Origin of the sequence: Phenylobacterium sp. (genome assembly GCF_030697925.1) — a bacterium.
In the GTDB taxonomy this organism is placed as follows: domain Bacteria; phylum Pseudomonadota; class Alphaproteobacteria; order Caulobacterales; family Caulobacteraceae; genus Phenylobacterium.
Map to the genome: position 1 here is coordinate 1 of NZ_JAUYOJ010000095.1, position 12220 is coordinate 12220.

8 protein-coding genes and 1 pseudogene are annotated in these 12220 nt (G+C 63.6%); 1 reads left to right on the forward strand and 8 read right to left on the reverse strand.

The features are described from left to right. Nucleotides 1–252 precede the first annotated feature (252 nt). The 8 genes and pseudogenes from Q8Q88_RS09105 to Q8Q88_RS09140 all read right to left on the reverse strand — a co-directional run. Nucleotides 253–1173 carry a HEPN domain-containing protein gene (locus Q8Q88_RS09105; protein ID WP_305674878.1) on the reverse strand — a complete coding sequence of 307 codons (921 nt, stop codon included), beginning with the start codon at nucleotides 1171–1173 and terminating at the stop codon, nucleotides 253–255. Between the two features lie 397 nt (nucleotides 1174–1570). Further along, nucleotides 1571–1972: a hypothetical protein gene (locus Q8Q88_RS09110; protein ID WP_305674879.1), complete on the reverse strand. Its 402-nt coding sequence runs from the start codon at nucleotides 1970–1972 to the stop codon at nucleotides 1571–1573. A gap of 185 nt (nucleotides 1973–2157) precedes the next feature. After that, on the reverse strand, nucleotides 2158–2496 hold the full coding sequence (locus Q8Q88_RS09115; protein ID WP_305674880.1) for a hypothetical protein: 339 nt from the start codon (nucleotides 2494–2496) through the stop codon (nucleotides 2158–2160). Between the two features lie 12 nt (nucleotides 2497–2508). Beyond that, a complete protein-coding gene (locus tag Q8Q88_RS09120) occupies nucleotides 2509–3132 on the reverse strand; it encodes a hypothetical protein (protein WP_305674881.1) in 624 nt (207 codons plus the stop codon). Continuing rightward, nucleotides 3129–4652, reverse strand: coding sequence for a hypothetical protein (locus Q8Q88_RS09125; RefSeq protein ID WP_305674882.1), 1524 nt, complete (start codon nucleotides 4650–4652; stop codon nucleotides 3129–3131). Before Q8Q88_RS09125 ends, Q8Q88_RS09120 begins: the two co-directional genes overlap by 4 nt. A 366-nt stretch (nucleotides 4653–5018) precedes the next feature. Beyond that, nucleotides 5019–6791 carry a trypsin-like peptidase domain-containing protein gene (locus tag Q8Q88_RS09130; RefSeq protein ID WP_305674883.1) on the reverse strand — a complete coding sequence of 591 codons (1773 nt, stop codon included), beginning with the start codon at nucleotides 6789–6791 and terminating at the stop codon, nucleotides 5019–5021. Nucleotides 6792–6803: 12 nt separating this feature from the next. Further along, nucleotides 6804–9512 carry an N-acetylmuramoyl-L-alanine amidase gene (locus tag Q8Q88_RS09135; protein ID WP_305674884.1) on the reverse strand — a complete coding sequence of 903 codons (2709 nt, stop codon included), beginning with the start codon at nucleotides 9510–9512 and terminating at the stop codon, nucleotides 6804–6806. A 516-nt stretch (nucleotides 9513–10028) separates the two neighbouring features. Next, nucleotides 10029–11090 (reverse strand): annotated as a pseudogene (locus Q8Q88_RS09140) (IS3 family transposase); the annotation flags it as partial. A 335-nt stretch (nucleotides 11091–11425) separates the two neighbouring features. Between Q8Q88_RS09140 and Q8Q88_RS09145 the strand changes: the two are divergent. After that, complete coding sequence (locus Q8Q88_RS09145) at nucleotides 11426–12088, forward strand: HNH endonuclease (protein WP_305674885.1); 663 nt, start codon at nucleotides 11426–11428, stop codon at nucleotides 12086–12088. Nucleotides 12089–12220: the final 132 nt, after the last annotated feature.

Genomic DNA, 12220 nt, shown 5'->3' on the forward strand with positions numbered 1-12220 from the left:
CACGAACCGAGCCACGCGATCCCGAAGATCCAGAGAATACGGCCGACCCATCCAAGCTGGCCTCCTGCCCAGCCTGGACCTTGAATCATGATCCGCAGATATCCGGAATCCCGATTCAGCTAAGAGCGGTCACGCTCTAGAACGAAAGGAGTTGATCCCCCCAGCGACGGCCAGGGGATGGTCGCCCAAGCGGCTATGGCCCTTCAATCTGAAGCGTCCGGGTGGCTCAGGAGCAATAGAGCTGCGGCCTCACTAACCGCCGGCGTCGCCACCTAGGGCGGTCAATCGCTCTTCACACACAAGCTGGACGATCTGCTGGAGGCGGACAATTCGAGCGCCAAGCCATTCAAGCTCGTCATCGGTGATCTTGAAGTGCGGCGAGTAGCGCGCGTCGACATACGCGCGCCGCAGAAGTTCGAAGGCGCGTTGCGACGCCTTCGTATCCCGGGGCCAGGCTTCGATTAGCCTTGGATCAAGACGTTCGGCCTGCGATCGTAGGAAGTTCAGCCGATGAGACTTAGGACTATAGAGCGTCAGGACCAGGAGCAGGCAGTGATATAGGCGTTCTGTAGTCTGATGCAGTTGGAACGCAGCATTGTTATTTCGTGCGAGTTTCGCGTTGAATTGAAAATTGTCGAAGAACTCTCCTGCACTGGTGAACCACTCACCGTAGTGTCCCTTGGCCTCAGTCAGTATTTCCTGAGGCGATAGGGGCTTCGGCTTCGTGAACTCGTGCCCCGCGGTCTCATAGAGCGCGATCCCGTCGCGCAGGATGTCGATGAAGAAGGGCCGGCCACGGCCGAGCTGGCGATTCACGTCGCCGAGGCTGTGGACGATGAAGTTCACCGGCGCGGTGAACTCCCTGCTGATCAGGAAGGCGCGCATGAGAGTGTCCTCCGCCTCCCCCCAGTATTCCACGACGTCGGTAAGATCATCGTGGCTTACGACGACGAGCAGGTCGTAGTCGGACGCGTAGCCGCTCACCTTATCCTCGACCCAGTCGCCGCGGGCGTAGGAGCCGAATAGGACGATCTTCAGGATGCGCCCCAGCTTGAGGTGCTGGTGGCTGCGATTGCGTGTCTTGGCCTCGAATTCCTCGAACAAGATCTGCACGACGCGCTCAAGTTCGCGTCGTTTCGACTCCGGCAAGTGGTCGAGGTCGGTTCGCATCATGCGTGTGTCGCCTGCGTGCGCTCAGGTTGCAAGACGCAGCTGAGGATCGGAGCGCAGGGGAAATGGGATGGATGTCGCAGAGTGGGAAGGCCTTGACCTTGGTCGGACTCGACGTCAAGGCGTCCGCGGCAATGTCGGCGGGGCGCCGATCTCGAGCCTGAGGACCTCCTGAAAACGCCCAATGGGAGCGGCGGTCCAATTGTTGGCCGCCCTTGAAGGTCGTGGGTTTAGATTCTACCCATCACAAGACAGTCTTCCATGACCGCTTCGGAATCTTCTGAGACCTCGGGAGAGTCCACTGTCGGACAGTGCATCCCCAATGACCAGTAATGACTGGATCGGGCTCTTTGGCGACGCTCGGAAGGTCCGCTGTGCGGCAGAACGCCCAGAGTGGTCCTCAACGCGAAGTCCTGACTCCTAGGCGACCTTGGGAATGTCCGCTCTTCGGCAGGCAGCGGAACGCCAGGGCCGTTACCGCTAGTCTGGGTCGAAGAGCAAAGCGAGCATCTGAACTTTCCAGACCTCGGCGGCCCTTGATCGCCGCCTTTTCGGGATTACCGATGTATTCGACCGTAAGCCCGTAGGTCATGGCATTGCTCAGGAGTTGGGCGCTCACGACAACACCTTCGTTGCGTATCCCCGCTGCACTCAGGATGCGGTCGCCCCATCTGCGGACGCAACGGTCCAGACGGCGGGCGGTGGGTTCTACTTCCCGGTCCAGCGCGGGATCGTTACGCCGCGCAAGATGGATTTCCAGGGCCGCGGCGCTCTCGCGCCTGGTGATGAGGTCGAGATTCACGTCGATGAGATTTTCCAGACGGCGCGATCCCGCTGGTCACCTCGTAACCCTCGGGAAGGTCGCGGAGGTTTTGGGGTTCACGACCTAGCTGATCCGAGACCAGACTAAGTGGTGGCGGATGTAGCTCTCACGCCATTGGTCTCCCACGAGGGGCCGAGGATGGCGTGACCGGCCTTACCCGCGGACTATGCGACAGGCCAGGCTTCGATGGCCGCATCCGCGGCAAGGATGAGTGCGTCGATTGCCGCACTTGACTTGACGATGGTGGCTAGCTTGGCGGTGGTGATCTGCAATTCCTTCAGCTCTGTGGCCGAGGGCAGTCTGATCGGGGCTGACGCCATGAGCTTGGACATCACGTTGTCCACCATCAGGTATTCCAACGCGCTGCGGCTAAGCTCCATGTCCACCATCGCTGCGTTGCTGATAGTCTTGAGCTTGAGCATCTCCTGACGCGCTCGGGTGAGCCCATAGAGCTTATCCTGTAGGATCAGATAGACCTCTTGCTGGGCTGGGGTCATCGGCATGGGACGTTCCTGTCAGTTCGTCGGCGGCGTTGGCGATTTTGCGACCGTCGCGAGGGCCTTGGTCGTATCGTTGTCCAACTTGGCCGCGCTCTCCTTGGCCTTGTCGGTGTTGGCGCTCGCCGTCTCCAGGGACGCGGCGTAGGCGGTTTGGAGGGCCTCGTAGTAGTCGTCGGCCCCTGAGATGCGCTCCCGGATGGAAGGGGTCTCCTGGTAGGCCTTGAGCTGCTTGACCAGGGCCTGCACGGGAGCCGCGTCGAAGATGGCCTTCGCCGACGGAGGGACGGGTTGAAGCGTCTTCAGAGCCGCGCTGTCCCGCTGGATCTGATCAAGGGTGGTCGCCGAATGGAGCTGATAGAGCGCCAACGCTCGCTCGTCCTTTATGGCTTTCAGACTGGCGATCCGGCGATCGGTGTCAGCCTGCCTGCGGGTGCGTAGGTCCTCGAAGGTCCGTACCCGCGCGTCGTTGTCGGCGTTCATGGTGCTCTGGTGTTGAGCGAACTGGTCCACTTCCCGTCGATAGTCGTTGAGGAGGCCGGCAGTTTGACCGGCAAGCAGTCGGCTCTCCTTCTGGCCAGCACAACCAGCAAGCAGAGTGGTCAGCAACAGGGCGGAGAAGATGTTGCGGGGCATGGTCATTTTCCCTCCAGGATCGCGCCTGCGACACCCAGGGCGCTCAGACCCGTCACGACGGTGTCCTCCTTGATCCCGCCCTTGCCGTAGTCCGCCAATTGGTCGACAGCCGGCTTCAGTACGGCGCGGAAATCGGCCTCAGCCATGGTTCCACGTTCGAGGGCGGCCACGCGTTCGGCCTGCACGGCGCGGTAACGCAGCATCTGGTAGGGCGTCTCTCCATCGTTCCAGGACGCTAGATAGGCGCTAAGCGCCTCACTGGCGGCCACCCTCGCCTTGCCCGCAGGGCGCGCGGCAAGGTCGCCCCATTCACCGGCGGCATTCTCCGGGAAGCGCCCGAGAAGGCTCTCGGCGATCGCCAGGTGACGCGCCTGTTGCAGGATCGCGGCGAGCTCGGCATCTAGATAGACGAGCTGCACAGTTTCGGCGGCGACGTCCAGGCGGGCCGCCTTCAGGTCATGATTGGCTTTTGCCAGGCCGATCAACGCGGCGTTGCCGGTCCCGATATCCGGGGTCTGGCCCGGAGCGCCGTTCACGGCCATCGCGGCGTCGAGCAAACCAATGACCGCTGCGGAGCGTGCTTCGATCGACCCCTTGTCCTGCATGACAACGTCAGGCTTCAGGGTGACTTGCGCAGCATCTTCGAGGACGCTCGCGATCTCTCCAAGTCCGGCCTCCTTAACCACCGGGACGGCGTCATTCATCGTCGCCGCGAGTTTCGCGATGTCTGCCTGGATCGTGGATACCCCGCCCGTCGTCTTGGCCTTCTCCGTCATGGCCTTGATCTCGGCGACCAGCCGGCCAGCTTCGACCTCGGCGGCGGTGCGCGCGGCGCGTCGGATTGCGACTTCGCGGCTGACCGACTTTAGCCGGTTGCTTGTGCTGGGAGCCCCGTTGAACAGGTCTTGCAGGCTAAGATCGTCGCTCACCTTTGCGGTCTTGAACGCCTCCACGCTGCGGTGCTGCCGACAGGCGCCCTGAAGAATCCGGTAACCCAATTCAACCGGGTCAGCTGAGGCTGCTCCCGTGGGATCGGGGACCTTGTCGCAGGTCACTGGCATTGCGGCGATTTCCGCGATCTTCGCCTCGGGGGGGGCAGCCTCGTTCCGTTTGCGGACCGCTACATTGTGGAGTTCGACCTGTTCCAGGTAGTTGCGAACCGCATCGCGAAGCTGGCGATTGGAGATTTGCTCCTGCAACCGGATTTCCGCCAGTAGGTCTGGGGCCTTGGCCATCAGCTCAATCTGCGCCTGGTTCGGGGCGCCGCCAAAGACCTCCAAGAGGTCGCGCGCGACGAGGACCTTCAGTTTGGTCTCATCGCCCGCTGCGGTGAGGGGGCTTGGGCGCAATAGTTCAAGCAGGGTGGCATCGCGGCGGGCGATCACGAAAGCCCCAACCGCCCGGTCCTCGCGCTCGCCGTGCGTCTTCAGGACGGCAGCCTGGGCCACGAAATAGTCCGGCCCCTTCAGTTCCGAAAAGTTCTTCTGCAGCGTCGCGGTCTTCGTCTCCACCGAGGTCTGGTGCAAGTACGCCCCGCAACCGCTCAACGATGCGGCCGCGCAGCTCATAAGAGCCGCTTTCCACAATGACATATCAGCCCCCACCCGAAGACGCACGCGTCAGAAGACATCCAACTTTGCGTTGTGAACACTATAAACACACTGTTAAGGCGGACAGTAGGGTTTTTTCCGCCGAGGTTCGTGACCCGTGGGACTTTGCGTCGAAGGTCCGATTGGGGCCCCGGCGTTGTCGCGCTGGCGGTGCCTGCGAAAGCCCTAAGAACACGGTTCGATTTGGCCGATGAGGGTGCCTGCACCTTCTCTGCGACCCGTGCGGCTTAGAGACCGGGGACGCGGAAGGCAGGTCCCTTCAGAGAGATGAGAAGCCGCGGGCTACTCGGGCAAGGGGGCCACCGGCGCCACCGGTGCAGGCGGCGGTGGCCGGGGCGTTGGCGCGGGTTTCGGGGCGAGGGCGGCTTGCAGCTTCGCAATTAGGTCCTTGGTCACCACCTCCGCGTAGGTGAATTTGCCGCGTTCCTCATCCCAGCGGCCCCCGATGTGCACCCCGATCACCCGACCGGTGGCCAGGTCGATCAGTGGCGCCCCAGCTGTGCCGGGGGCGGTGTTGATGTCCGTGGTCAACTGCGCGCCGACCGGGACGCCGGACACGGCCACGTCGGTTTCAAAGCCCAATGTCCTTCCGGGCAACAGCCGTTTGCGCCCGGGGCGGTCGCCGATCAGCTCGTTCATCACCACGGGCGGGACGCCGCCACCGCTGTTGGTCGGATAGCCGATGATGTAGGCGTAGGCGTCGATCAAGGCGCTGTCGGCAGCTTCGCCGTCCCGGAAGTCTAGCCGAGGTGACGGACCGCTATCGTCGATGCGGAGGATCGCCAGGTAAGAGCCATCTTTTTCGCCGTCGTACACCACCTCCTTGATGGGAAAGCTGTGGCCCTCCGAGCAAGGCGTGGTGGCGTCGTCGGTGCTGCAGAAGCTCATTCCCGCGATGCGGGGGTCCCCGCTCGCTGGCCTGCGGTCGGTCTCCGCCCCGATGGGGGGCGAACCGCCGATCAGGGCGAACCGCACGGTGACGATGAGTCCTTTACCGATACGGAATGCGGTCGCCACGTAGCTATCATCTGACCTCAACACCCCGACACTGGCCGAAGCCCTGCTGATGGCGGTCGCGTTCGGCGTGAGCTCAGAGCGCCAGTTCTCCCGGACATCCGTGAGTTTGTCGCCCTCCAGGAGGATCGCAGGGCGGGCGATGGCGAACGCGCGAAGCCGCCGGTCGGCCACGGGAAGCGCCTTCAAGGTCGGGTCCGTAAGCATCGCATAGGTGAGCCGATCGTTTTGCGACTCCGCCAGCAACGGTCGGCGGTCCTTGGCCGGAAGCAGGTCCGTCAGGTCGGCGCGGAGGCGATAGACGTCTGGAAAGCGATCCCCCATCGTAAACAACCCATTCAACTGACGGCGGAGGTTGAGGATACCAGGGGCGTCGTCGTCGACGATCCCGGTCTCGGTCTGCTTGGTCGAGAAGGCCGAGAACCCCGAGAGTACGTCCACCCACTGGCAGAACCGCGGCCGACCAAGATCAGCAATCCGTGGCGAGCGATCGGCGATCTGGGCGAAAGCGATTCCGCAGGCCACTTGCCGCGCCGCCCCGCCATCAGTGCTCCGAGCCTCGGTATGGAAGGCCCTCTCGGCCTTCCCGCCCACCATGGGCGCCTGCGGCCAGCTGACCGTCGCCCTGACGATCCCGTCGACCTTGGTCACCGCCCCGGTGACCTCATTGGGCTGCCGCAGCGCCTTGCGCAGGCTCGCGAGCAATTTGCCCACGTCCACGTCCTGGTAGGTCACCTCCAACTTGGCGAGACCATCTTCCATGGCGCCCAGTTGGTCCTTCGCCGATAGGTCATAGGTGGTGTCCGAGGTGCCTTCCTGGCCGCGTTGGTTGAAGTCCTGCAGGTGTCGGAACAGCAGCGCGTGGGCGAGACCTACCTGCAGGGCGAACGCTTGGCCCTTGTCGCCCGTCGTCTCTTCGGTGGAGGCGTAATCGAAGCGCCCGATATAGAGCCTTGGGTCAAGCCAGACCCGGTACAACTCGACACCGGCGAACGCCGTCAGCGCGATCAGCAGCGCCGAGTAGAGGAGTTTCGCGATCATGGTGGGTCTTACCTAGGCGTCACTCAGCATGGCGCTGATCTGTGCTGAGAGCATCTGGTCGATTCGTCCCCGTTCCGGGCGAGGTGTCGGAGCGCCGGTGCGCGCCGACAACCGCAGCATGACCGGACGGTGATCGGAGAAGCGCTTTAGGTAGTCGACCTGACTCTTCTCCTTCGCCAGGATGAAGAAGTCCTGCGGTCCATAGATCCGCGACATGTTGGGGGACAGGAACACGTGGTCGATCAACGAACGCGGGCTCTTGATGTAGCTTAGGGCCCCCTCGGCCTCGTCCTGAGCCGCCAGCGCAGTGAAATCATCCTTCAGCAAAGCGTCGAAGTCGCCGCTGGCGAGTTCCTCGTTGACGTCGCCTCCGATAATCCAGTCGGCGTCCGCGCCGTGTCGCCGGATCATGGTGGCCACCGCGTGGGCTAGGATCTGCGACGCCATCCGCCGACGCTCCCACCCCTCCGCCATGGCTTTCAGGTGCAGCGGCACCAGGTTGAAGTCCAGGCCACCGGCCACACCCCCCCGTGCCTTGAACCGGAAGAGCGCGGGGTAGCGGTCGAAGATCTTCCCAGGCTTGGGCGACGGACGCGCCTCCGGCCCGAGCTGGAAGTCCTCGCTCCGGAGCTGGAACAGCCTGTCCACCTCGGCGGGCCATTCCACCCGCTCGCCGTCGACGGTGCGGGGATTCCAGACCACAGCGGTCGTCTGCTTCGATGACGGCGCGTTCGGCTCAGAATGCCGGAAGTCAAATTGGAGACCGAACTTCTGGTTGATCCTCGCCACCAGGGCCTCCGTCGCCTTGGGCGACGTTTCGGAGAGCGCCCAGATGTCGAGACCAAGATCCACGATCATATTGGAGATTTCGTCGACCTTTTCCTCATATCGGTTGGCGAACCATTCGATGTTCCAGAACCCAACGTCGAGGTCCTGAGCTGTGGCGTTGTAGAGATCGACCACCTTCTCAACGCCAGGCTGGCCCTGAGCCACCTCCCGGCCAGCCGCGCCGAAGAAGCCGGTTAGCGTGTCCGATCCATAGATTTCGCCCAGGATGATATCGATCATCGCCGCAGTCGCTCCAGTGCGACGGGTCTCCAGGTCCAAGGCGATGGCGGCGATCTTGATGCCTTCGTTGACATAAGTCGGCGTCAGCCCGTCCGAGGTCTGGATCTGCTCGACATTGCGACGCGAGGCATGGTGGAGGGCAATGAGCCGTCCTGTGCGATCAAACACCGGGGCGCCGGACGAACCGGGCTCAGTGTCGCTGGTGTAGTGGATCACCGCACCGTCCGGACGCGCTGTCACCACGTCGGAATCCTCGAACGACACGCGCTTCGGTCGGCCCGCGGGATGGTGGACCAGGAACGCCCGTTCCTCCGGCTTGATGGAAAATGCCGCTCGCTCCATCCGGATCACCGCCCCCTTAGGGGCCTGGACGTCCTCGATCCAAACAAAGCTGTAGTCGAGGCCGCCGCTCAACGGGCTAGTGATGAACAGCTGATCAGGGCGCAGGCGATAGCGGCGGCCAGCGACTGGGTCTGTTCGGCGTCCACTGATGAGCGCCTTGAGGCTAAGCTCATAGTCAAACGCCAACTCAGCGGCCTCGGCGACCTCCGGTGAATTGAGCACGTGATGGTTGGTGAGCAGCAGGTTGGGCGCCACCAGGAACCCGGTGCCGCTCCAGGAACCTTCACGCCCTTCGTAGTCCCGACCACTCGTCCAGATGATCCCGACGCCGGCGCGGCGTTGGGCGAGCACCTCCAGGAACACAGCATCGAGGGATTCGTCGCGGCCGATGATGATCTCCGGTCGAACCGCATCGTCGGTGTCAGCTGTTAGACGCGCTTTGCGCCACCCTGACAGCATCCCCTCGAGGTCCTCGACGCCGGCGGCGCTGCTCATGCTGGCGTCGGTTGGGTCGGCGAGAAAGGCCACCTCGAGGGAGGCCTCCGCGTCGATCGGTTCGCCGCCGTCGGCCGTCACGGAGGCGACGCCGTCGTGGTTCCCCCGTCGGAGGGGCGCATTGGGCGGTTCTGCGAGCATCTCAAGGCCGTGGACGGCCTCGTAACCGTCCTCGGGCAGCCCTTTGGCTGGCCCAAAGGCTTGCGGCGCCGCGAGGTGACGTTCGGGGTCGCCCGACAGCCGCTGGTCAGTTACCAACCAGCCGGTGATGGCGCGCGCGAGCGCGCGAGCGACCTGGTCCTTGTAGGAGTCGGTCTTCAACCGGCCTTCTTCAGCCGCGGTGTCCATGAAGCTGATCTCGACCAGACAGGCGGCCGTCGTAGGCGCATGATGGTCCGGACGCAGGACGCCGAAGGTCGCCGACTTGACCCCGCGATCCTTTAAGCCGGTCGCCTTGACGGTGGCCGCTTGGACGACAGCGGCGAGTGCCTTGGAGTCGGCCGAGCCACCGCCGTGATGGTAGGTCTCCGTACCTTGGGCCACCCCATTGAAGCCGTTTAGATGGATGGAGACGAAGGCGTCTGCCTTGGCTTGTCGCGCTAGGCGGGCTCGGGCCTCGAGGCCCAGATTTCTGTCGTCATCGCGGGTGAGACGGGCGTCGATATTGGCAGATGCGAGCAGTGTCCTAACCCTGCGCGCCAGGTCCAGGGTCACAGACTTCTCGAGTAGGCCCGACGGTCCACGTGCGTTGTTGGGGCTAGAGCCGCCAACCTCTGCCGCACCGCCATGTCCTGGATCGATTACGACGATCGCCATCACGAGATCCCAGCACTAGGCGGGGAGGTCCTCGATGGCGTGTCCGCCATTTGCGGTCCGCTAACGCCTCGCCGCCACCCAGAAAACAACGTTACATGGTGACTTGGGGTTCGCAACCATAAAGGTTGATGTCGGCGGACTCGTCCATCGGATGCGTTCCACTTGCAATGCGAGGCGAAGCAGCTGCCCGGGCTGGGTCAACGCGGATACTCCAGCCCCATTTGTTTGCGCAATGCAGGCAGGGTTTTGAAGCGCTCTCGTTCCACGGCTACCGGCGAACAGGCATCGCGTAGCTTCGCGAAGTGAGCCGCAATAAACTGGCATCCGGAAGCCGGCAGCCTTTGCAGCGTGGTCCCGAAAGCTGACGTCCCCTGACGTGACTCCGTTTCTCATCCAACCATAACGAGAGTCCTGGGTTGATCTGAGCCTTGGTCGGTTGGTGTTGCAGAGGCCGGCGCGCGGAGAGGTCAGGGTTCGCAGCGTGCCGGCCGGCGTCTCCAGATAGGGCTCGGGCGTCGTCCCTGGGCGTCATCCAGCCGAGCTTGGAGTGCGGCCGGGCTTCGTTATAGTCCTGCCGCCAGGCCTCTAGTACGGCGCGGGCATGCGGCAGCGACCGGAAGAGCGTCTCGTTCAGCAGCTCGTCGCGCAGCCGGCCGTTGAAGCTCTCGTTGTGGCCGTTCTGCTGCGGCTTGCCCGGCGCGATGTAGTGCCAGCCCACGCCGGTCTCGTCGGCCCAGCCGAGGATGGCGTTGGAGGTGTACTCCGTGCCGTTGTCGCTGACGATCATGTCCGGGCGTCCGCGCTGAGCGATGACGGCCTCCAGCTCGCGGGCGACCCTGCGTCCCGACAGCGAGGTGTCGGCCACCAGGGCCAGGCACTCGCGCGTGCAGTTGTCGATCACCGTCAGGATGCGGAAGCGCCGCCCGTCGGTCATCTGGTCGGAGACGAAGTCCAGGCTCCAGCGCTGGTTGGCCGCCAGCGGCGTCTCGATCGGCCGGCGCATGCCTATGGCGCGCTTGCGACCGCCGCGGCGGCGCACCGTCAGCCGTTCCTCGCGGTAGATCCGCTGGACCCGCTTCTTGTTCACCACCTGGCCCTCGCGCCGCAGCAGCACATGCAGGCGGCGGTAGCCAAACCGCCGCCGCTCCTGGGCCAGCGCCTTCAGTCCCTCGCGCAGAACGCCATCATCGGGTCGTGTCGCCTGGTAGCGCACGCTCGCCCGATCCGACCCGATCACCCGGCACGCCCGCCGCTCGCTCATCTGGTAGGTCGACCGCAGATACGCCGCAGCCTCCCGATGCGCGGCGGGCGTCACCACATTTTTCCCAGCAGATCCTTCAGCGCGACGTTGTCGAGCATGGCGTCCGCCAGCATCCGCTTGAGCTTGGCGTTCTCGTCCTCCAGCGCCTTCAGGCGCCGGGCCTCCGACACGTCCAGCCCGCCGTACTTGGCCTTCCACTTGTAGAAGGTCGGCGAGCTGAGCCCGTGCTTGCGGCACAAATCCAACACCGGCACGCCCGCCGCCTGCTCCCGCAGGATCCCGATCATCTGCTCTTCCGTGAACCTTGATCGCTTCATCCGTCCGTCCCTTCCCTGGGGCGGACTCTAGTTATTCCTGGAGGCGTTTCAGGGGGTCACGTCAGCGGCGCGACCACAAGAACTGTCAGGACGGTCATCTGTCGCGATGACCCGGGTCGCTGTTGCGATACAGTGATCTGTGCCGGGGGCCGAGGCTGACATGACTGACTTGGAAGTCGACGCCTCTCTTGCGCACTGCCGCGTTTGAGCGCGTGAGGTCGCTCTGCGAGGTCCACAACCACCTTTCGGCCGGACAGCTAGCCGAAGGATTTTACTTTGACGGTCAGCGATATCCGCTCGTCAATCCGAGGCGCGGCATTTTTAAGCCGGCCCAGATGCGCTTCCTGCTCTCGGTCAACACGGTGTTCCCTAAGCCCGGCAACAGGGTCTGGTACGACGATCAGCGGGAAGTTCATCGCCAGATCTTCGATGGCGAAGAAATGGTGGACTACGCGTTCATGGGTGAGAATCCGGACTCCGCCGACAACCGATGGCTTCGAGAAGCATTCGAAAACGAAGTGCCAATCATCTACTTTCTCGGGATAGCGCCCGGCCGCTACCAGGCGATACTACCTACGTTCGTGGGCGACTGGGATGCGCCAAGGCGCAGGGCACGCATTGCGTTCGGCCTCCCCGAACAACGAACTCTCGCGCCACCGGCAGACGCACTGGAGCGGCGATACGCGCTTCGGGCGGTGAAACAGCGGCTTCACCAAGCCTCTTTCCGGGAGGCTGTCATCGGCGCCTATCAGGGCCGCTGCGCCTTGTCTGGCCTGCCAGAGCCAATGTTGCTCGATGCCGCCCACATCGTCGAGGACCGGGACGAACTCTTAGGCCAGCCGGTCGTTCGCAATGGCATCCCATTATCGAAGATCCACCACGCCGCCTTCGACGCGCACCTCATCGGGATTGACCCAGACTACAGGCTCCACGTGTCGGAGAGGCTGCTTGCGCAACGCGATGGTCCGATGCTGGAAGCCATCAAAGGTCTTCTGTAACGGGCCTTCGTCAGTCAATCCCTCTTGAGGTCGATCCTTCGCCGGGGTCTTGCTTCTGTCCGTGGTCGGCGCGGGGCCGCCACCTGATGGGATCGGATGAGAACCAGGCCGGCCCATCTAGGAGGCGCGGTT